Below are 22,193 nucleotides of genomic sequence, written 5' to 3'. Positions count from 1 at the left end.
CCCCGTGACCGATCGACCCGGGATTGGTACGGGCCAGCACTGTCATCAAATCGCTCCGCGAAGCATGGGTTATCCATGTCTTGTTGCCCTGGATGACCCAGCCGCCGTCGAGCGTTTTGGCCGCTCGGGTCTTTAAACTGGCAAGATCAGACCCGGTGTCCGGCTCGGTGAACACCGCGGTCGGCAAGATTTCTCCMGAGGCAATTCGGGAAAGCCACCGCTGCTTCTGCTCGGCGGTTCCCGCAGTTGCAATCAGTTCACCGGCGATCTCTGAGCGTGTGCCGAGCGAGCCGGTTGCAATCCAGGCCCGGCTCAACTCCTCGGTCACAACACACATCGCGAGTTTGCCGAGGCCCAATCCGCCGAACGCGGGATCGATACAGATGCCGAACACTCCGAGCTGCGCCATCTGAGCGATGATTTCGTCCGGGACCAACTCGTCCCTCAAGTGCCAGCCTTGGGCATTGGGTAGGATGCGCTCGTTGGCGAAGCGTCGCATCTCGAGCCGGATCATGTCGAGATCGTCGTCGCCAAGCTTTTCACTTACGGCTTCTCCTTGCGCCGTCAGAGAAACAAGCTCCTCCCGGTGCGCGGCAGAATTGCCATGAGCCACGAAAGACTCGACTGAGGGATGGCGCTGAAGCACCAACGCCTCGCCGGTAGCTTCAAGGTCAGCCGGGCGCAAAATCTCGTTTTGACTCATCGGCAGGCCACCCACCAGCTGGCCAAGATACTCGCCGAACCCGATAGCGATTACGAGTTCGTCGCCGCGCTGCAAGCTGCCTTCCTGTAGATGCCGAGCACCCCAGGCAGCAACAGCATTGAGTGTAGCCACCGATGTTGCCACCCAAGCAAAACCGTGGGCCGCCCGCTGAAACCGATCAAGCGAGCGCGAAACCACCTCCCCCTGGGGGGCAACCAGGGCTTCGATTTTTTTGCGGACGCCAGCGAGGTAGCATTCAGCGGCGGTTATGGYATCGTTCGCCAAAGCTATAAGCGACGCGCCTGAAGCGAAATCTGGATTAACTGTCACACTTTGGCTCCTGCGCTCTGGACGACGCCGCTGTCATGCAAGGCTGCTATCTCGTGGCTGGGTAAGGCGAGAACGCCGGCCAGCACCTCTTCCGTATGTTCCCCCAAGTTCGGGGCTCGTGTAGGCGCATGTCGCTGGAATTCTCGGAACGTCGCTGGATAACCTGGCGTTGGGTAGGTGTAACCGCTGACGTGGTCCACCTCTGTGAAGAGCTGGCCTTCTGGTTGGAAGGGTTTCTCCCTGGCAACTGCCTCTGACACTGTGCGATAAGGTCCCCAGCATGCGCCGGCTTCATCAAGCCGTTCGGTCAGTTGAGCAGCCGAGCTCGCTGAAACCACATGTGCAACTAACGCGCCCAGGCGATCACGGTATTCATAGCGAAGCCCTTCATCCTCCGCGAAAGAGACACCAAGTTCAGCCTCCAGCGACGCAACCTCGGCTTGAATTTCAAGAGCCTGCACGAGACCGCCCCATTGGCGACCGGTAATAGCCACAATCATCAACCGCTGACCGTCTGCCGTGACAAAATCGCGACCAAAAGCTCCGAAGAGGTCATTGCCTATCTTGGGGCGATCACGCCCGTTAACAATCACCTCCGCCACTTGGCCCAGCGTGCCGAGAGTTGCCGCGGCGACATCGCTTAGTGGCACCCGGACCTCCTGACCCAACCCGGTGGCGTGACGACTAATGAGCGCCGCGAGAACGCTGGTGGCGGCGATTGATCCGGTCAAAAGGTCCCAGGCGGGCAGAACGTGGTTGACCGGAATGGGATTGTCGGCTGGGCCAGTCATCATCGGGATGCCCATGGCGCAATTGACAGTATAATCGACGGCATTGCCGCCGTCGGCATGGCCCATAATACGCGCCGTGATGAGGTCGGGACGTCGGCTGACTAGTCGATCGTGCGACAAGAACCCGGCCACCGGATAATTCGTAACGAAAATGCCCGCGCCATCACCCGGGGCCGTCACCAGTGCCACGGCCAGCTCGCGTCCCCGAGGGTTCGAGAGATTGATGGCAATGGATTTCTTCGACTTGTTTAGACCTTCCCAATAAAAACTGCCGCCCCCTGGACAGCGCGGCCAGCGATGAAAATCGGGACCACCGCCGACCGGATCGAAGCGAATGACCTCGGCGCCCAGTTGGGCGAGCGAGAGGGCGCAGAAGGGAGCGGCTATGAAGGAGGCTCCCTCGATTACCCGCGTACCGTGAAGAAGTCCGTACATTTGTGGCTCAGCCTCGTTCAGATCCGACCCACCCCATGCTGAAGGTATCTTCGTTCATCAAGGAAAACGGCGCCATCTATTCATCAGATGAATATAGCATCCGAAAATCCACGACTTTCTTCTTGGGCCCTCTATTGATCGGCGCCGAAACAATGAAGCCGTAGAGCGAGCGTCGATGACTCTGCCCTTTAGTGGCGACAGCGCCTTTTTCCTGGATTTATACGCACGCTTTGTGAAAGACCCGGCCTCAGTCCCAGCCGACTGGCGCGTCAAGCTCGCTATGATGGAGGCGCCGGCGCAGAACATCAGCGACAACGGCGAACGATTGGCCGAGTTGTTTCGGATCTATGGTCACCGGCAGGCCCGCCTCGATCCACTTGAATGGAGTGCCCGCAGCCCAGTGCCGGAACTGAACTCGATTGTAGCCGGCGAAGAGCCCATCGCCTTGACGCTGGCCGGCCAGAAAATGACGTTGCCAAAATCGCAGGCGATCACCACACTTGGCTCGATCTATTGCGGCACGGCTGCGATCGAGGCCAGTCATGTACTCGATGCTGGTGAACGTGAATGGGTTCATCAGCGGTTTGAACGCGAGATCCTCGCGGAAGCTGATCAAAACGTTTATGCGCGAACGCTCGAGGCGGTGATGCTGGCCGACGAGTTCGAAAATTTCATCAAAACAAAATGGCCGACGAAGAAGCGCTTCGGCATAGAGGGGGCAGAGTCGTCGGCTGTCATCTCCCGCGAGATTTTTCGCAGCGCAGCCGAGGCGGGTGTTAAGGAGGTAGTGATTGGTGGCATGCATCGGGGCCGCTTGGCGACGCTTGCGACGGTTCTCGGCAAATCGCTCCCAGCGCTAATTGCCGAGATCAAAGGGCGCGACCTCACCGACAAAGATGCGACGTTTACCGGCGACGTGCCTTACCACAACGGTCTGGCAGCGCAGGTCGATACTGGCGCAGGTCAGGTGGCTGTGCGCCTGCTGCCACACCCCTCCCATCTCATCGTCGTCGCGCCCGTGGCCATTGGAGCGGCGCGCGCCCGGCAAGAGCAGAAGGCGAGGGCCAATGCTGGCGCAAATGGCGCGTCGCAGGTCCTGCCTTTCCTGATGCATACTGATGCTGCCTTTGCCGGCCAAGGTCTCGTCTGGGAATTGTTCCAAATTTCCGGGCTCGCCGGGTACAGTGTCGGGGGCACAGTCCACCTTATCGTCAATAACCAGATTGGGTTCACGACCCTCCCGTCCGAGGGCCGCTCTTCGCCGCATCCGAGCGATATCGGCAAGGCCTTCGGTGTGCCGATCTTCCATGTCAATGGCGATGACCCAATCGCGGCCGCCGCAGTAGCCCGCGTTGCGGTCGCATGGCGCAACGCGACCGGGAAGGACGCAATCATCGACTTGGTCTGCTACCGGCGCAACGGCCACAACGAACTCGACGAACCGCGTTTCACGCAGCCGCTGACTTGGTCCAAGGTCGACGACCGGGCAACCCTGAAGCAACTACATTCGAATCGCGTCAGGGCCACTTCAGCCGTAGCCTTCGATATGGCGGACGCGAAGCGCAAGGCCTTTCATGAGGCGCTCGAGCATGCCTATGCGACCTATGACCAGGTGCTCAACAGCACACCGGAACGGCAGACGGACATTTTTGCCCCGCCGCAGCCCGCCGGCCCCTTCCCCTTCGGCACCGTGACCGGTGTGGCTCGCAGTCGCCTTGTGGATTTGGCTCGACGCATGAGTGTGGTCGACGAAGGCTTCGAAGCCGACCCGAAAGTGCGCAGCTTCCTGAAGGCAAGACTGGAGACAATCGAGAAGGACGCCGGCTTCAACATCGCAACCGCAGAGGCTCTGGCTTTCGCCTCTCTTTTGGATGAAGGCAACTCGGTGCGGCTGAGCGGACAGGATAGCGTCAGAGGCACGTTCACGCAGCGCCATTTGGCCTTGCACGACCGGCACACCGGTCGGACGACAACGCCGCTCGCGGCTCTAGCGCGAGCGGGCGCGCGCTTCGACGCGGTGAACTCACCTTTGATCGAATATGGCGTGCTGAGTTTCGAATACGGAATGAGCCTGGCCGACCCCGAGCGCCTGGTGGTTTGGGAGGCCCAGTTCGGCGACTTCCTGAACGGCGCCCAGGTGGTCGTCGACCAGTTCATTGTAACGGCCGAGGCGAAATGGCGTATGAGCTCAGGCCTCATCATTGCCCTGCCGCATGGGCTCGAAGGTCAGGGTCCAGATCATTCCTCGGCCCGCATCGAGCGCATCCTTCAGTCTTGCGCAGGTGGCAATCTTGTTGTCGCAAATCCCTCGACACCGGCAAACCTGTTCCACCTTTATCGCCGACAGCTTCGAGCAACGATCCGCAAACCACTGTTCCTTATTGCGCCGAAGTCGCTGCTGCGCTTGCGCGACTGCGTCTCGAGGCTCGATGAGATCGCCGAGGGAACATCTTTCCAACCAGTCATCGTCAAGCCCCCCACTGCCGCGGCATGCAGCAAGGTGGTGCTCTGCTCGGGCAAGGTGGCCTACGCCCTAAAGGCTGCAATGGCGCAGGAGCGCATCGACGATGTGGCGCTGGTCCGCATCGAACAGCTTTATCCTTTCCCAAGCGAAACAATCGCCGCGGTACTGCAGCTGTACCAAGGTGTCCCTATGGTCTGGTGTCAGGAGGAGCCTTGCAACCAAGGGGCGTGGTCTTTTGTGCGGGAAAGCTTGAGCGAGATGGCGCCCAACTGGCCCTTGACCTATGTCGGGCGGCCGGCGATGGCGGCAGCCGCGGGGGGATCGATTGAGCGGCACGAGGTGGAGCAAAGGGAGATCATGGCTGCCGCGTTATCGTCTGCCGCTCGCGCGCAGGCTGCGGAATAAGCCACTGGACCCGGTCGAGGCCATAAGCTAGGCGATTGGGGATTACAACCGAGACAACTGCCCAATGTCGGTTTTTGAGCCGGTCAGAGCTGTGCAAAGAGGACTGGCGGTACTGCGAGCCATCAGCGAGCAGGGACCAATCGCTGTCTCGGACATCGCAAATCTCTGCAAATTACCGCAGCCAACTGTGGTGCGCCTTGTTGAAACGCTGATCGAGGGCGGTTACGTCTATCGCCTGGCAGGAAAGGCGACCTACAAGGTGACTGGACGGACCCTAGCCCTGAGCCGCGGATATGACCCTCACTTTCGCCTGATCGAGTTAGCAGTGCCTGTGGTGGAGCAGTTGCATATAGAGATCGGCTGGCCTTCAAACCTGGCGGTCTTCGAYGGCGACGCCATGGTGATCGCCTATTCCAACCGCGCGGCGCTAGGATTGTCGATCCCCGGCAGGGTCGGCGCGCGTATTCCGCTGGTCGCAACTGGCGTTGGCCTTGTTACCCTTTCACGCATGCCTGCCGAGGAACGCCGTCAAGCRCTCGCGCGAGCGCAGAATTCGTCGCGCTGGGACAGCGATCCCGCGCTACTTGCGGCCCTCCCCGAAAGGCTCGAGGACGTCCGTCGCCACGGCTACGCCTTTGCCGAGCAGGCATACCTGGACGAGGTCTACCAGTCTCGAATTTGGSCCGTGGCGGTTCCGGTACCAACGATGGCCGGTGAATACATCGCCCTCAGCAGCTTGATGCTGCGCATGGCTGGCGACAGGCGCCGGCTGCTCGGGAAGATCCTGCCAAAGCTGACGGCAGCCGCCAACCGTATCGGAGCCCTGCTCTCGTCAGATTATGCATGAAGCTGACAATCAGTGCGAAAGCCCTGCTCGGCTCCGCGACTTGCCTCCCCRAAACTGCGCCGACCGCCGGCCGATGCCGGGTCCCGCTGCGCCAGCCATCCGACTATCCCTTCTACAGCGCTGACTTTTTAAGATATAACAGAAAGATATRGTCGCTCGGAACAACATCGACGACCGGACGGAGTCTGCTTGTTTGGAACTGCGCCAGCTAAAGTATTTCCTGATCGTCACAGAGTCGGGCGCCCTCTCGAAGGCCTCGAGCATCATTGGGATCGCTCAGCCAGCGTTGAGTCGCCAGATCAGGCAGCTTGAGGAAGAACTGGGGGTGCAGCTTTTTTATCGCCACGGTCGTGGCATTCGCGTTACCGAGGAAGGGGCGCAGCTCTATGCTGCCATCGTGCCAGTGCTACGGGAGCTTGATCAGGTCAAATCGGACCTAGTCGAAGCCGCCAAGGTTCCCGCAGGAGATATCGTTTTCGGCATGCCTCCATCCATGAGTGCTGCGATCGGTGCAGAGATCGTGAGYGATTTCTTGGCGCACTATCCGCAGGTAAAGCTCCATCTGGTGGACGGCTTTTCAGGATTCATCAATGAATGGCTGGCCAGTGGCCGCGTCGACATGGCCATTATCAACAACGCGCGAAAGGCGCCGTATATGCGGATGGATCCATTGCTTGAGGTTGACCTGCTGCTGTTCGGTCGAAGACAGGACATCGACGCTATCGCCAGCGACGCCATAACTTTCCCGACCCGCGGGCTGGTCAGTTTGCCACTCCTGCTCGTTGGTCGGAACCATGGTTTACGCCGTGAATTGGACAGCACTATGCAACGGCTTGGCCTTGAGCTTGAGATCAAGGCGGAGGTCGATGCCCTAACGCCGCTCAAGAAACTAGTTAGGGACGGACACGGGCTGACCGTGCTGCCGCACGGCGTGATCGCTTCCGAGGTCACTAATCCTAATTTTGGTTACAGGAAGCTGGTCGAGCCCAATCTCACGCAGCGCTTCATGCTTGCCTTTTCTCTTCAGAGGCCAACCACGCTTGYCATGCGCGAGCTTGCTCGTCGTGTACGCATCGAACTTCGCAAGGCGGTCGAGGACGGYCGCATGGTAGGACGCCTCAGCAAAGCCTCAGTCCCCGATGACGCCCGCGGCGACTTATAGCGAAGAAGCATAGCTACTTTCCCACAAAAGGGCCTGCCGCAGGGGTCCTGTATATTCCATCCTAATTCCGCCTGACCGGCAACAAGGGGGCAGTGGATTGACATGGCCATCTTCCTTGGTAACCCGCGAACCAACGGACTGGCCTTGCGACAGACCAAAGATGTCTGGACGAAAACGGCGGATCGCAAACAGGAGGGCCACTTGATGCCGGAACAACCTTCCCTGGATATCGATCGACTTCGCTTATGGATCGGCCGGGAGCAAACCGCATCCGACACCGTTTCGCCCGAACTGGTGCKACGGTTCAATGCCTCCCTCGATATCGAGGGCTCCATCCCGTCCCTGGGGGATGCTGCGCCGCTGCTTATCCACTATTGCGTTTCTCCTCCGGCCATTGCGACAAGCCTGCTTGCTGAGGACGGTCATCCAGAAAAGGGCGGTTTCCTGCCCCCTGTCMCATTGCAACGACGGATGTGGGCCGGCAGCAGCTTTACCTTTGCCGGAACTTTGYGCGTGGGCGCCCAGGTCGACCGGTTTTCGCGCGTTTCCGACGTGGCGATCAAGGAAGGCCGAAAGGGAACGCTCTGCTTCGTGACCGTAGAGCATAAATGTAGTGTCGCGGGCATTCTCATGATCGACGAAACACAGACGATCGTTTATCGAGACGCAAGCCCAGCGCAGGAGCTGCCAAATCGATCGGGTGAAACAGCTGCGCCCTGGGGCTTGTACAATAAGCGAGTTRCTGTCTCAGCCCCGCTGCTCTTTCGGTATTCGGCGCTGACATTCAATGCTCATCGCATCCACTATGACCGCTATTATGCCGTTGAGGTCGAACACTACCCCGGCCTTGTCGTTCATGGGCCGTTGCAGGCAACGCTGCTCTTGAACTATGCCACCGAGTTGAAGGGTAAGGCTCCGTCGAATTTTGTTATACGCGCGGCTTCACCGCTCTTTGATAACGAACCAATATGCCTGCATGCGGGGGACGAGGACGGAAAAATGAAGCTTTGGACCGCACGCCCAGATGGCCCAGTAGCCATGACGGCGGAGGCCGCCTGGTCTTGAGGATCAGCAGCGTCACGGTCCCGCTGTTTGTCCCCGGAAACCGTCCCGAGCGCTTCGCAAAGGCGGCGGTTTCCGGTGCTGATGCCATAATCATAGACCTCGAAGATGCTGTGCCCGCTCGTTGCAAGACCGAAGCGCGCGCGGCCTTGAGAACAGATTTTACGAGCCTTCCCGTACTCGTGCRCATCAACGGCGACAACACGCCCTGGCACTGCGAGGACATTGCGGCAGTGGCTCGTCTTCGGCCTGCTGCGATCATCTTCCCGAAGGCCGAACTCGGCGGCGGGCTTGCCGAATTTGTGGCGTCGAGCGCCCTGCCTGTGCTTCCTTTGCTGGAGACCGCGCGAGGCATATCTGAAGCCCGGCAGATCTCCTCGCTGCCAGGTGTTGCCCGCCTTGTTTTTGGGTCCATCGACTATTGCGCAGACCTGGGCTGTGCTCATAGCCACGAGGCCCTACTCGGTGCGCGCTCAGAGCTTGTGCTGGCGTCGCGACTTGGAGGCTTGGCGAATCCCATCGACGGGGTAACGACGGCCATCGACGACCCTAATCAGATCGCCGCTGACGCTCGCTATGCTAGCGAGCTCGGCTTTGGTGCCAAGCTTGCCATTCACCCGCGCCAGATAAATGCTATCAAGACCGGCTTCATGCCGCATCAATCCGAAATTGACTGGGCGAAAAAAGTTCTCGCAAGCGAAGGCGCGGCTGCCGTCGATGGCGCGATGGTGGACGAGCCTGTGCGCATCAGGGCGCGCTCCATTTTAGCGCGTACCTTAGTTGATCGCCTCCATCGAGGCTAGGGAAGACCAAAAGTAAGCAAGAACAACTTATGGCAAAGGGGCATGATGCAAACGCCCAGACCGGGTGAAGGCCTGCGGTTAGCCGAGGTCTCTAGATCGACGCCCGGCGGAACACAGCAGAACCCGGGAACATGCCCGCCACGAGTGCGATCCAAGCCATCGGGCTCAAAACAATGGGCAAAGTTCATCGGGGTGGATTTAGTTCTTAGTCATGATGGCCGTGGCCGAGCGCGGGACGTCTCGCGCCGTCATCTCTGCAAGCGGACCTCGCTGGCATTATTGCGGCTTCTGCCTGAGGCTTCGGTCCAGTCGGTCCGGTCCGGCAGGATCCCGGACCGCCAACATCTCTCCGCCGCGCGGCGTGTATCGCTCCAACGCACGTCTCAGAAACACAGCGGGGTCTATCGACCAGGGCACCAGGGCATGTTCCCTGCGAGCTTTTTCAATCAAAGTGTCGCGGCCGATCGGGCGGCCTGTTCGTACAAACCAGCGACCATCCTGAGATTTCCKGCCATTTTCGACAAGACCTCCTGCGAAAGGCCGGACTGCTCTACGGAACTTACCAGAAGCTGTTCCCGGATCTCGGTATACTTGTCGAGGACCGCAATCGCCTTCGGCGTGGACTCGATCACCTTTTCCTTGCCGAGCTTGCTGGTCTTCACCAGGCCCGCGGATTCGAGCTTTTTTATCGCGTAGCTGGCGATATGAGTGTCGTCTATGTCAAGAACGAGGCATAAGTCGGACAGCGTCTTTGGACGGTTCCTGTGCCGGACATTGTGCAGGATCAGGATCTCGATGGTCGAAAGGCCCGGCAGGCCAGCCGCCGCGATGCACCTGACAATCCAGCGGCTGAGGCCATGCGAGAAAATAATGACTCCATACTCAAGCTCCGATAGCGCCGGTGAGCCTCCCGTCGCCAGATGTGCGGACGAGACCACGAGGTTTCTTGGGTTCACGATCTTCCTTTCGCGTTGGTTTTGAGCGCTACAAGCGGTCCAACCCTGAGAGCTCGCCCGCATCGGCACGTTTTCGACTGCGCCAGTAGTCGGACGTTTCCTGGACATCAAGTAATCCATTCATAGCGCGAAATACCACCAGGACTCATACCTCGCTACAAACAGGGAGAGTGCGGCCGTCGCGGCCCCGCCACTCAAGGCGCCGCATGTGCGCCGACTGACTTGCGGTGCCACCGGGCCATGATAATTGGAAATATCGCTTGGGGTAAGCTCAGCCTAACCCACTTCCAGATGGCGAGGACGCTATCGGCACTGAGAGACCGTTCCTTCCTTTTCTGGCCAAAGGACTGCGTGCAGCCCTCGATCGCCAAAATCGCACCRCATCGTTCCAGCCGGGGCCATGAACGCCTTGGAGAGTAAAAATCGTTCCGCCGGTATCGACCTGCGCGGCCGAGCGAGACACTCCTCAAACGGCGGATTGAATGTTCGTTCGACCTGAGTTTCACCTAGGGCCGTCCATATCCCCCGCCGGTTGGAGTGGAAATTATGAACGCCTCGCCCGGCTGCAACGTAGTCTGGTCACAGCCCTTCAGGATTTCGAAAGCTCCGCTTTGGCGCCGAACTTCGTTACGACCCGTTTGGCCGGGCTCCCCGCCCTCGGCGCCGAATGGCGCGACGCGGCGGTGTCCTGACAGGATCGCGAAGTTTAGTTTCTCCAGTGCGCGGATTGTACGCTGGGTCCCATCGCCTGCTCGCCATTTGCCCTTGCCGCCGGAGCCTTTGCGAATGTAGAAATCCTCGAGAAGAACGGGGAACCGGGTCTCCAGAATCTCCGGGTCGGTCAAGCGCGAGTTGGTCATATGCGTGTGCACGGCATCGGCGCCATGAAATCCCGGGCCCGCCGGCGCGCCCGAGCAGATGGTCTCGTAATACTGGTATTCGTCATTGCCGAAGGTCAGGTTGTTCATCGTACCTTGGGCAGCAGCCATTGCCTTCGTAGCGCCGAACAGACAGTTGGTGACTGCCTGGCTGACTTCGACATTGCCAGCAACCACCGCGGCCSGGAAGCGAGGCGACAGCATCGAGCCCTCGGGAACGATGATCTTGATGGGCCGTAAGCATCCGGCGTTCATGGGAATGTCGCCCTCGACAAGCACTCGGAAGACGTAGAGGACGGCCGCTCTGGTCACCGGTTCGGGCGCGTTGAAAWTGTCTTGCCGCTGCTCCGACGTCCCGCTGAAATCGACAACGGCTTCGCGTTTCTGTCTGTCGATGGTGATGCGGACTTCGATCTTGCAGCCTTGATCCATTTCATAGACAAAATGGCCGTCCGGCAGCTTGTCGAGAACCCGACGGACGCTTTCGGCGGCATTGTCTTGGACATGCCCCATATAGGATTCGACTACGTCCTCGCCGAAGAGGGCGACCATTTTTCCAAGCTCGGCGACACCCTTTTGGTTCGCCGCCACCTGAGCCTTGATGTCGTTCACGTTCTGGGTGGGATTGCGGGCCGGATATCTGGCGCCCATGAGGAGTTCGATCAGCGCCTCCTCGCGCAGCACGCCGTTGTCGACCAGCTTGAAGTTGTCGATATAGACGCCTTCCTGCTCGATGTTGGTCGCATCCGGAGACATCGATCCCGGGGCTAGGCCACCCACATCCGCGTGATGACCGCGGCTGGCCACCCAGAAGCGGATCTCACGAGCCTCTTCATCGAAAACCGGTGTGCACACGGTTAAATCCGGCAGGTGAGTGCCGCCATTGTAAGGCGCGTTAGTCAGATAGACATCACCCGGCTTGATGGYCGTGTTTTCACGGATGGYAGCCGCGACCGAAGCGTCCATCGAGCCGAGATGAACGGGCATGTGAGGAGCATTTGCGATCAGGTTCCCCTTGGCGTCGAACACGGCGCAGGAAAAATCCAGCCGCTCTTTGATATTGACGGAATAGGCGGTGTTTTGAAGAGTCACTCCCATCTGCTCGGCGATGGACATGAAGAGGTTGTTAAATATCTCGAGCATGACGGGATCGGCTTGCGTACCGATGGCAGCACGTTGCGGAAGGGGGCGGATGCGAGTCATAGTGAGATGATCTTGCGCGGCCAGGCGTGCCTGCCAGCCGTCCTCGACAACAATGGTCTGGTTCTCTTCAATGATAATGGCAGGACCGGTGACGCTTTGCCCTCGGAGCATTTTTTTGCGCAGTACGATGCCCGCTTCGTGGAACGCACCTTGCGAGAAGAAGCGCGTCCGCCTCGCAATGGCGGCCTCCTCCTCGTTTTCGAGCGTAAGCGCTGCTTCAAGTTCGGCCGCGCCGCCGCCGACCGCCTCGACCTCGATGGATTCGACGACCAGAGCCTTCCCGTCGGCGATAAAGCCGAACCGGCGGCGATGCGCCTCTTCAAACCGGATTCGCAAGCATTCAGCGCTTTCTGCGCGGGGAAAGCCGGCGTCCACGGAGAGCACGGTGTCGGTGCCGGCATAACGAATGTGGGCCCGCAGGTGGCACTCTACAGCGGAATGGGCGATACCCTGCGTTTCCAGCTCCGAAATGYAATCTCGCGCCAACTCCTGGCCGAGAGCCTGTACTTCGGCTGGCGCCGATGCGTTCAGCGTCACGCCAAGTGCCCTTTGTCTGGTCGAGCGAATGTCTGCGAGGCCCATGCCATAGGCCGACAACAGGCCGGACATCGGATGGAGCAGAATGCTCTTCATGCCAAGCGCGTCCGCTACAAGGCAAGCGTGTTGACCGCCGGCACCACCAAAGCAGTTGAGCACGTAGCGTGTGACATCATAGCCGCGCTGAACTGAGATCTTCTTGATCGCCTCCACCATGTTGGCGACTGCGATCCGAATATAGCCGTCAGCGACGGCTTCGGCGCTGCGCCCATCGCCGATCTCTTGAGCCAGCGCGGTGAAAAGCGCCCGCACCCTTTCCACATCGAGCGGCTGGTCTTGCTTGGGACCAAAGATGACGGGGAAAAACTCGGGCATTAGCTTTCCCAGCATGACGTTCGCATCGGTGACGGCCAAGGGTCCRCCATTGCGATAGCAAGCGGGGCCTGGATTGGCGCCGGCCGAATCCGGACCGACCCTGAAGCGACCGGCCTCAATGTGCAGGATCGACCCGCCACCGGCTGCGACCGTATGGATAAGCATCATAGGAGCACGCAGGCGCACGCCCGCTACCTCGGTCTCGAAGGTGCGCTCATACTCGCCGTCGAAATGCGCAACGTCGGTCGAGGTGCCCCCCATATCGAAGCCGATCACATTGGGAAATCCGGCCGCCCCGCCGGTGCGCGCGAGGCCGACCACGCCTCCGGCGGGGCCTGAGAGGATGGCGTCCTTGCCTTGAAACAGATCTGCGGCGGTGAGGCCGCCAGAGGACATCATGAACATCAGGCGCGCACCGGTACGCTCAATATCAAGCTCCTGAGCGACCTGGGCGACATAGCGGCGCAAGATTGGAGACAGGTAGGCATCAACGACCGCCGTGTCGCCACGCCCAACCAGCTTGATCAGCGGCGAGACTTCATGAGACACCGAAACCTGCTCGAAACCGAGGTCACGCGCAAGGCGTGCTACTTCGGCCTCATGCGATKGGAATTTGTAGCCATGCATCAGGACGATGGCCAAGGAGCGGTAGCCCTGCTCCTTGAGGCCTTTAAGGGCGGCGCTGACCTCGCCGAGATCAAGGCCTCTTTCCACCGCACCGTCGGCGCGAACTCTTTCATCCAGCTCAATGACGGTATCGTACAAGGCCTCGGGCTTGATGATCTCGGTGGCAAAGATGTTCTTGCGTTCTTGGTAGCCGATGCGCAGCGCATCGCGAAAGCCCTTCGTCGTGATGAGCGCCAGTCGCTCGCCCTTGCGTTCTAGCAGCGCGTTGGTGGCCACGGTGGTGCCCATTCTCACTTCTCCGATCATGCCGGAGGGGATCATGTCGTCCGCTGCCAGGTCGAGATGCAGGCGAATGCCGTGGACCGCGGCATCGCGGTAAGCGGATGGATTTTCCGACAGGATCTTGCGGGCATGAAGTTTTCCCGATGGGTCCTGGGCCACGACATCGGTGAAAGTTCCCCCCCGGTCGATCCAGAAATTCCACCGCGATCCAACGTTCGTGTCCATCCGAATCCCCGTGATCCCACTTATATAATGACTATAATTTGCCGATAATTTGTGCACAATTTATCGTCAAGGGGCGATCGGCGAGTCCCGCCTTGCTTGCCTCGATAACGCATGGGCTGGGACGTTCGAACCCTTCTTGTCGCTCTAGCAGTTAGGCCCGGCCGGTATAGCTCGCGACCTCCCTCTACTTCCTCTCCATGCCATTCGGGCATAGCTGGTAATTTTCACGCAGGACTGCACGCGGAACGGTCCACTCGGCTACGATCTGAGATGCCTGAATCATAAAAGTGAGAGCTGTGTCTAAGCGTATAAATTTTGCTCGCGGGGTTCCCGCCGAGGAGGCCTTTCCTCGCGCGCAGTTGGAACTCTGCGTCCACGCGCTGGCGTGYAGCCAGGATGTTGTGGCCTTTCAATATGGCCCCGCCCGGGGGCCGCTTCCGCTCAGGGAATGGCTAGCCGACCATCATGGTGTTGACGTTGCAAACGTAATGGCAGCCAACGGTTCTGTCGCCCTGTTGGACCTTTTGTGTCGTATATGRCTGAAGCCAGGCCAAACCGTGCTCATCGAGGAGCCTTGCTATGACCGGGTGGTCCACCTGCTGCACCACTACGGTGCGAACGTTATCGCCATACCAATGGAAGCGGATGGACCGGCGCTCGAGCCGTTAACCAGTGCGGCGCACCGCGGGCCAGTCTTCATGTATACAGTTCCGGATTTTCAGAATCCCACCGGCACGGTGTGGTCGACTGCCAAGCGCCAGCATCTTGTCAACCTGGCGAGGACTCATAAGTTCCGCGTTATAGAAGACAGTCCTTACCGTCTTCTCCGCTACAAAGGCGCGGAGGAGCCATCGATCGCCGATCTCGGCCGTGACGTGACCGTCCAACTAAATTCCTTCTCAAAGGTGATCGCGCCGGGTCTTCGGGCCGCTTATCTTATTGCGCCGCCTGACACGATCAGCGCGGCAGCCAACCTGGCCGAGAGCACCTATGTCACACCTGGAAATTTCGCTTTGTCGGTTGCTGGCGAGTGRCTCCGCCGTGGGTTTCTGAGCGATCAGGTAGTCGCTCTAAGACGCCTCTATGCGCCGCGTCTGGAGGCGATGGTTTCRGCACTTGACGAGTTCATGCCTGAGCATCGCTATGTGCGGCCCGAAGGCGGATTCTTTGTCGGCGTGACATTGCGGCATTCGGTCGATGCCGCACAGGTGCGCAAGCAGGCCAGCGAGGCAGGAGTTGACGTTGCGAATGGAGACGGCTTTTTCGTCGCAAAGCCCTCGGCGACCTTTTTACGGTTGCCCTTCTGCTCAATGGACGTAGCTACCGTGTGCAGGGGCGTGCAGGTTCTGTCCGAAATTATTCGGCAAAGCTACGCCAAACGATAACACTAGTAAGACCGCCATTTGCATCTGCCATCGATCAAACGAATGCTTCAGAACATCTGGCGACGCAGGGCTTCAGCACCAGCTTCTAGCGAAAGCGACTTAAAAGATTGCGACAAGCAGGGAGTAGCCCTTTGCCAATGAGTGAACAGGAAATCCTCGGCCGCGGTGCGGCGATCGGGGTCAGCACATGGTCGGATGCATTGGACGATCTTGGCATTAATGGGATTGTCCAGGGAATGGTGCGACGGAGCGGCAGCGGTCGTATGATTGGGTTCGCGGTTACGGCACGCGAGTTGACTGGAACGCTGGGCGAGTTCGAGAAAGCGGACTTCGCAGTCGGCCAGCTGATTGAAGCGACTGCACCTAATAAGGTGTTGATGGTCGACATGGGCGGCGCTCCCATTTCGACAATGGGAGGGCTAGCCGCGCTCGCTGCGAAAAAGCGACATGCTACTGCCATCGTGATTGACGGCGCCTGCCGAGACCTTGACGAAATTCGTGAAACGGGGCTTTGGGTATCAAGCCGGTGGGTCACACCTACGACGGGGAAAACGCGAGTGAAGCTGCTGCCGCTCGGGAGTGACATCACCATTGGAGGAGTTTCTGTTTCCCAAGGAGACCTTGTGGTCGGTGATGACACTGGGATCGTAGTGATACCGCGCGCGCGAATAGAAGAGAGCTTAACGGAAGCTGAACGTATCATAGCTATTGACGAGCAAGTGGAACGGCGCATTCGCGCCGGCGAGAGCTTTGGCTCAGCCGYCGCCAGCGCCGGATATATTCCAGACCGAAAGGCCCGACGCAGGCCGTGATGGTACCCAGCTCACCAACTCCAGTTGCGTAGGATGCTGACGATCTCCTCGCGGTTTTGCGGCCTGTCCCCACTCTCTCCCCCAGCAGATCCGAGGTGATGTCTAGCGGCGCGGTTGCGCTCGACCTGACGTTGCAACAAGAAAATCAATGGGGCGCCGCATACGATCTTGTGTTCGGCCAAGAGGCGTCAAGGTCGATCTGGTCACGCAGCTTGCCCRCCGCCATGGCGGCCGTAGCGCACGAGTTCGACGGCTGTATCAGCCAGCTGCTGAACGCGCGGCGCGAGGCTGGCGCCTTCAGCCTGATGTGCGGGTTGTTGATGTTGCGCGTCTCGCTGCGGCAGGGCGACTCCCGGTTCGCTTTGGCGTTGCTTATTGGGCTTTTTTGCTTCAATTTGCTACGAAGGCGCATGTCTGCGCCCATTGATACTCAGCCAGTTCCCGAACCTGCCTGCAGAGGTGGTGAACGCCTTTGCGGCCATACCGTTCAGCTGTCGGTCGAACGTGCGGCCCAGTCAGCATGAGCAGGCCGTGGTGGCTGAAGAGGACGCCTTCATCACCGAGCTGAAGGAGCATCGAGAAGCTGGAGAGCCAGGTTCAGGACTACCGCCGCACTAATTTCGGGCCAAAATCGGWAAAGCTCGATTCCGACGCAGATGGAACTGGCCGCTTCGCTGTGCGAATTCAGTGTGCCTTTCTCGGCTGGCCGGGCAGCCTGCACCAGCCGCTGCTTCAATGGGTTCAGAAGAACCATGAGGCTACCTTGGCCAGCGACATCACGTGATCCGTTGCGCATATGCCCAGGGCATGAGGGCGTCGATGTCTTTGGAAAGGTGTCATTTGCAAGCCTGATGAAGAGATCGCGCAGGTAGGCGTATGGTTCAACGCGGTTCATCTTGCATGTGCCGATCAGGCCGGCGWAACAGCCCAATTGCGGCCGCCTTCATCATGGCGGGCAAAGAGAGCGTTGCGGCGGGTCATGGCTGGACTTCTGATCGCATTTTCGACGAGGTTGGATCGATATCGACGCGGYCGTCTTGCAGGAACAACCGGAAGCCGGCCTGGCGGTTCAGCATATAGGCCATGGCGTCGCGGAGGGTCGGAATTGCGCGAGACGCGCGCGGCCTGAACTGTCAGCCAGGTGAAGAACTCGTCCACGCAGCGGGCGGGACAGCTTCGGGCGGACAGCCCGGCGATAATCGGGTGGCAACCTCGGATGCTGTCCCGATCTTGTAGAGGGCGGCGCATGYGCAAAAATGCCTCGTCGACGATGGGCGAACCCTTTTTCGGCTGGGCCTTGATCAGTCTGCGGCCATGCGGCCAGCAGAAGGCCAGCCTCAACGGATCACCGCCCATGCGTTTTGGCGTGGCGAGGTGGGAGTAGCCGCCATAGGCATCGACCTGGATCGTGCCGTTGAAGCCGTCGAGGGTTTCTGCGGTCGTCGCGCAGAATAGCCCAGAGATAGCCAGTTTTCGTCTTACCGCRTCCGGGATCCAACACGCGAGCCGTGGTCTCGTCACATATAGGCGTGAGTTACCCTGTTCAGGACCATGGCCATGTGGTCTACCACCGGCGCGATCACAGCGCCCGTCCGACCGATGGCACTCCGTGTCGGGCCATGACCACGGCCTGCCGGTTCAGCGGCATGTGTTCGGAATGCTTGGACACGGGATCTGCGACTAGAGGGCTTCGTCGGCCGGTCGGCCAGCTACCTTCAAGCAAATGCGCCGGCGCCCTGGCCTGAACCACGCCCGTCCGCTCCTTGGGGCAAGCGTATTTCGGGCGGATCGTGAGGATCACCTGACAGCGGGCCGGGATATGATCGAGYCGGCAATTGCCGTCTCCAGGTCCTCCGGCGGCTTTCCGCGACAATCCGTGCCTTCAGGTCATTGGGCCATCGTCGGTTCCACGACCAGGCTCGGCAACTTCGTTCCGGTACAGCTCCAAGGCCGCTTGCAGATGGTCCTAGGGAATCCCGGACGTGCTCATTGTGAGGCGCTTCGACCCGCTCAGGCTCGAAATGGCGCTCGATTAATCGCTGGTATGCCGTGGCCCGCGGCGGATCCTGTGGTTGTTCAGTGCTCTGGACATCGACGGCGTGTGTTGGTCCGAGGCTCCGAACCGATCGCGGGCTCTGTGGATTATGTCTCGACGCTGGTTGCCGAAGCTATATGGATACCGACATCATCGCTCGGCTGGAAGCCGGCCTCAGGACAGTGTTGGTACTGACCGGAGTGATCAGGAACTGCCCTGAACTGGTTTGCCTTCAGACCACATCATGTGATCGAACGGCTCGCCGATCTGGGTGCCATCATCGCTCAAACGTGAGCTTGGACATTGATCCRCAAAATGTGACCGTTGCGGGAACTTCGACCGTTCGCCTGATGTCGCCAACGGATGCGTGCTAAGCCGGTTTGGTGAGGGCAGCACCACAGCCAGCGAGACTGGCGAGCAGGATCCACCGATGTAATCAGTCGTCCGTGAACAATGAAGGGTGTTAGGCTGCGAGCGATTTCGGCCGGCTTTGAAGCGCGGCGAGGAGCAGCCACAAAAGCTGCCTGAACCAGTTGAGCAGCAGCGAGAAGTTGTAGCCGGCGGCGGCCAGGATGGCGTTGACGGCGTCGCCCTGCTCGCCGGCGAGGTAGTTGCGGTCCATCCGGTGCTCGGCCTTGATGTGGCCGATCACGGGCTCGATCGCGGAGCGGCGGCGCATCTGCCGCTTGATGGCCGGTGTGACGCGCCGCTTTCTGGCCGGCGGTGAAGACCCTGAACTTGTGGCTGTCGGGTGCATTGTGGCCGCGGTATCCAGCGTCGGCGAGGATGCGGCCGATCTCGTTGCCGATGGTCTTCTCCATGTCGGGGATGACGCTTGCGAGCGTGTGGCCGTCATAACGATTGCCCGGCAGTGCCTTCGCGTGCATGGCGAACTGACCACCTTTCGAGCGTTCGAGCGTGGTGGCGAGCGAGACCTTGACGCCGAACTCGTAAGGGGCATGCGCCTTGCCCTTGCCGATGCACTCGACCTCGGGCGCATGCAGGCTCCAGATCTTGCGGCCGCGCTGGCGCTGACGGTGCTCCAGAACCGCTGAAGCCTGGTAGAGTGGCCACCTGAAGATCATCTCGAGCTCTTCTTGGCCGGCGATCTGGCGAGCGATGTCGCGAATGGTCCGGCCGAGATAGGTCTTGAGCTTTCGCAGCGCCCTGTTGGCCCGCTTGAACTGCTTGGCGTGCGCATAACGCTGGTGCTTGATCAGCGCCAGCTTGCCGACCCGCACATAGCTCTGGCGCAATCCACACCCATCTGCTTGGCCAGCCGCACCAGCCGCTCGCGCGCCCGATGAATGAGCTTGGCATCGGTCGGGAACATCACGTTCTTCGGCTGCACTGTCGTGTCGACGATCACCCGGCGCGTGTCGGCCGGCTTCATGGCCCCGCTCTTGAGCGCAACCGCGAGGCTTTCCTGCAGCAGAGCCGTGATCGRCTCCTCGCCCATGCGCTGGCGCCAGCGCGTCATCGACGAGCGATCGAAGGGCAATTCGTGGCGGAAGAACTCTTCGCCAGTGAGATAGTGGAAGTAGGGGTTCTCCACCCAGCGGGCGCACAGCTCCTCGTCCGACAGGTTGAAGGTGTGCTTCAGGATCGCAAGGCCCGCCATCAGCCGCGTCGGCAGCGGCGGCATGYCCGGTCCATCCGAATAGACCGCGCCGAACCGCTCTTCCAGCACCGGCCAGTCAATCGCCTGTGCCAGCCGCACCAGCTCGTGCTTCATGTTGATGATCTGATCGAGCCTGGAGCGGAACAGGTCCTGCTCCCCCATCTCGCGCTTCTCGCGTGGCCTGGACACCGCCGTCCCCTCGATTCGCCTCGCCTCAACGAGTGAATCACGCATTGGCGCACAATGGAATCGGCAAATCKAATTGCAAGAAAACAGCGGCCAAACACCGCAAATCCTGCAATGCCTAATCCACAATTTTCCTCAATCGGCCAGCCAGATCAATGGCTTGCCGATAGTTCACGGGCGACTAATCACGGCTCCGCAAAGCAGTCAGAAGCGCTGACTACATCCTCATACCCATCTACACAGCGCCGGCGCTTTTGCCCGCCTGAAGTTGTCGTCGACAATGCCAGCGAAGATCGACAGAAGGAATATCGTGGAAGCTGGATTGACGCGACCAGGACGCCCGAGCCTATGACGGCTGCCATCCTCCCAGCCGTGGCACGCCGATCAGCCAGACCTTCCCGGAGAGAGCACGACGACCCGGCCATCAGCTACATCACTACCTGGGGATATAGGCCGTCCTTCGAACTCGCACCCACCAAATTGCTCGAAACAACACTTTGCTCAGCGCCGGCGCTCGAACCGTTGCAACAAATCCTTCAAATTATTTTACAATGCTTTTGCGACCGCTATTGCCGACGATGGTATATGATTATTACTGAGACGCACTGCTGAAGCTTATACTGGTTCACACGCTCAGGCGGTCGTACGGCACGAAGCAGCCTGGAGTAACAACCGATGGCACGAAGAGCGCTGATTTTGCTTGAGGGCACAAGAAGCAATGGTCTCTTATACGTCCAAGCGGCCAAGCGTCTTGGTCTTCATCCAATTACCCTGTCGGCCAATCCAAGTCAGCACGACTATCTTGAGGCGGAAAATATTGAGACAATCCGCGTCGATACGACCAATCTTGGTGCATTGATCCACGAATGCTCCCGGCTGCGTACGACCTATGACATTGGCGGCATCACGAGCGCCAGCGAATTGGTCTATGCGACAGTTGGTAAACTCTGCCGGCATTTCGATCTACCTGGACCCAACCCTGCATCGATCGAACGATGCCGCGACAAATTCRCTCAACGTCAACTCCTCGCGGAGGTTCCAATACCTTGTTATCGCTTGGCAGCGGATCCGGCGGAGGCAGAAAGCGCTGCCGCCGAGATCGGCATGCCCGTGGTCGTTAAGCCAACCGAAGGCCGCGGCAGCAGCGGTGTTCGATTGTGCCGCAATGTTCACGAGCTGGCCGAACATACGAACTATCTGTTGAACGGCAACCAACCTTGGCGGTCTCAGCCGAGTATATTGATCGAAGAGTTCGCAGAAGGTCCGCATTATATTGTTCATATCATGGGATATGACGTCATTGGAATTGAGGCAGCTGACTTTGACCGCCCACCGCATTTCGTCTTTCGTAAGGGCAYCTTTCCAGCTCTGATAACTGATAACGAGCATAAGCGTATTGCCGATGTAGCGTTGAGCTGKTTGCAAGCTCTGAGCCTTGGCTGGGGGCCAACCTGCATTGAAATTCGGTGGACGAAGCGTGGTCCGGTCGTCATTGAGGTCAATCCGCGCCTTGGTGGCGGCCCTGAACACATTCGGCTGGCTTATGGAATCGATCTGATCACCGAGCACATCAAACTCGCCACGGGTGATGAATGGGATTTGCGCAGAAGGCATTCGCAAATTGCTGGCTGGCGAAACTTACTTCCCGACCACGACGGGACACTCGAATGGATCGATGACGGCAGTCGGGCGGCGGCTCTACCTGGTGTGGCTAAGGTCATATCTTGGGCTAAACCCAAGACGCCGATCGTCAGGAAAGGCGATTATCGAGACTGCATGGGATATGTCATCGCCGTTTCATGCAGCCACACTCGGACAGAAGCAATACTTCAGCACGCCATCGACTTRATTAATTGGTCAATCACACCATTTTCAGCCGTTGGCGGATAGGTGGCCCTCACCTACCCCGCGATCGTGTCTCTATAGCGCGTTGGCATAGCTGATAGCGGCCGACCGTTCAAACCAATACGCTGCGGTGAAATGTGCAGGCGGCTCACAAAATAGCTCGCTCAAGCTATGGCGAACGGCGGCCTATGGTAGGAACGGAGTTAGAATGTCACAAAATCTGC

Annotated in this window: 13 protein-coding genes and 4 pseudogenes; 11 read left to right on the top strand and 6 right to left on the bottom strand. The window is 59.4% G+C overall.

Going from position 1 to position 22,193, the window contains the following annotated elements; genetic code table 11:
• Together ORS3428_RS28725 and ORS3428_RS28720 are read right to left on the bottom strand one after the other, a co-directional pair.
• Positions 1–1,033 (bottom strand): acyl-CoA dehydrogenase family protein (locus ORS3428_RS28725; RefSeq protein ID WP_131802966.1); only part of this gene is annotated, 1,033 nt, incomplete at its 3' end.
• The gene (locus ORS3428_RS28720; protein ID WP_071095165.1) at positions 1,030–2,259 is read right to left on the bottom strand and encodes a CoA transferase; all 1,230 of its coding nucleotides are present in this window, start codon (positions 2,257–2,259) and stop codon (positions 1,030–1,032) included. The genes ORS3428_RS28725 and ORS3428_RS28720, both read right to left, overlap by 4 nt.
• A 175-nt stretch (positions 2,260–2,434) precedes the next feature.
• On the opposite strand from ORS3428_RS28720, the gene ORS3428_RS28715 reads away from it, so the two are divergent.
• The 5 genes from ORS3428_RS28715 to ORS3428_RS28695 all read left to right on the top strand — a co-directional run bounded on the left by ORS3428_RS28715 (position 2,435) and on the right by ORS3428_RS28695 (position 9,002).
• Positions 2,435–5,128, top strand: a complete 2,694-nt coding sequence (locus ORS3428_RS28715; RefSeq protein WP_071101655.1) for a 2-oxoglutarate dehydrogenase E1 component — start codon at positions 2,435–2,437, stop codon at positions 5,126–5,128.
• A 64-nt stretch (positions 5,129–5,192) separates the two neighbouring features.
• Positions 5,193–5,975, top strand: coding sequence for an IclR family transcriptional regulator (locus ORS3428_RS28710; RefSeq protein WP_071101654.1), 783 nt, complete (start codon positions 5,193–5,195; stop codon positions 5,973–5,975).
• A 193-nt stretch (positions 5,976–6,168) separates the two neighbouring features.
• Positions 6,169–7,137 (top strand): LysR family transcriptional regulator, encoded by a 969-nt coding sequence (locus tag ORS3428_RS28705; protein WP_071101653.1) that lies wholly within the window; start codon positions 6,169–6,171, stop codon positions 7,135–7,137.
• A 204-nt stretch (positions 7,138–7,341) separates the two neighbouring features.
• Positions 7,342–8,202, top strand: coding sequence for an FAS1-like dehydratase domain-containing protein (locus ORS3428_RS28700; RefSeq protein WP_071101658.1), 861 nt, complete (start codon positions 7,342–7,344; stop codon positions 8,200–8,202).
• Complete coding sequence (locus ORS3428_RS28695; RefSeq protein WP_071101657.1) at positions 8,193–9,002, top strand: HpcH/HpaI aldolase/citrate lyase family protein; 810 nt, start codon at positions 8,193–8,195, stop codon at positions 9,000–9,002. The genes ORS3428_RS28700 and ORS3428_RS28695 overlap by 10 nt, the downstream gene beginning before the upstream one ends.
• 446 nt (positions 9,003–9,448) lie before the next feature.
• Here the strand turns inward: ORS3428_RS28695 and ORS3428_RS28690 are convergent, their stop codons facing one another.
• Positions 9,449–10,066 carry a winged helix DNA-binding protein gene (locus ORS3428_RS28690; protein WP_244508136.1) on the bottom strand — a complete coding sequence of 206 codons (618 nt, stop codon included), beginning with the start codon at positions 10,064–10,066 and terminating at the stop codon, positions 9,449–9,451.
• A gap of 398 nt (positions 10,067–10,464) precedes the next feature.
• On the bottom strand, positions 10,465–14,085 hold the full coding sequence (locus tag ORS3428_RS28685) for a hydantoinase B/oxoprolinase family protein (protein ID WP_071101652.1): 3,621 nt from the start codon (positions 14,083–14,085) through the stop codon (positions 10,465–10,467).
• 287 nt (positions 14,086–14,372) lie between these two features.
• On the opposite strand from ORS3428_RS28685, the gene ORS3428_RS28680 reads away from it, so the two are divergent.
• The 5 genes and pseudogenes from ORS3428_RS28680 to ORS3428_RS32810 all read left to right on the top strand — a co-directional run.
• Entirely contained in the window at positions 14,373–15,470 is a 1,098-nt protein-coding gene (locus tag ORS3428_RS28680; protein ID WP_338011968.1) for an aminotransferase-like domain-containing protein, read from the top strand.
• A gap of 137 nt (positions 15,471–15,607) precedes the next feature.
• Positions 15,608–16,282 (top strand): RraA family protein, encoded by a 675-nt coding sequence (locus tag ORS3428_RS28675; RefSeq protein ID WP_071101650.1) that lies wholly within the window; start codon positions 15,608–15,610, stop codon positions 16,280–16,282.
• 98 nt (positions 16,283–16,380) lie between these two features.
• Positions 16,381–16,806 (top strand): hypothetical protein, encoded by a 426-nt coding sequence (locus ORS3428_RS33145; RefSeq protein WP_071101649.1) that lies wholly within the window; start codon positions 16,381–16,383, stop codon positions 16,804–16,806.
• Positions 16,697–16,950: pseudogene (locus ORS3428_RS33605) on the top strand (IS66 family transposase); the annotation flags it as partial. The gene ORS3428_RS33145 and the pseudogene ORS3428_RS33605, both read left to right, overlap by 110 nt.
• Before the next feature lie 2 nt (positions 16,951–16,952).
• A pseudogene (locus ORS3428_RS32810) lies at positions 16,953–17,057 on the top strand (cytochrome P450); the annotation flags it as partial.
• 134 nt (positions 17,058–17,191) lie between these two features.
• Here the strand turns inward: ORS3428_RS32810 and ORS3428_RS34520 are convergent.
• Both ORS3428_RS34520 and ORS3428_RS28665 read right to left on the bottom strand, forming a co-directional pair.
• Positions 17,192–17,783 (bottom strand): annotated as a pseudogene (locus ORS3428_RS34520) (IS66 family transposase).
• A gap of 997 nt (positions 17,784–18,780) precedes the next feature.
• Positions 18,781–20,127 (bottom strand): annotated as a pseudogene (locus ORS3428_RS28665) (IS5 family transposase).
• 672 nt (positions 20,128–20,799) lie between these two features.
• Between ORS3428_RS28665 and ORS3428_RS31935 the strand changes: the two are divergent.
• Complete coding sequence (locus ORS3428_RS31935) at positions 20,800–22,014, top strand: ATP-grasp domain-containing protein (RefSeq protein WP_083355333.1); 1,215 nt, start codon at positions 20,800–20,802, stop codon at positions 22,012–22,014.
• Positions 22,015–22,193 lie beyond the last annotated feature (179 nt).

The sequence above is a fragment of the Mesorhizobium sp. ORS 3428 genome, from assembly GCF_001854785.1.
In the GTDB taxonomy this organism is placed as follows: domain Bacteria; phylum Pseudomonadota; class Alphaproteobacteria; order Rhizobiales; family Rhizobiaceae; genus Mesorhizobium.
Note: the sequence above shows the minus strand (reverse complement) of the source record. Positions and strands in the feature narration are given on the sequence as shown.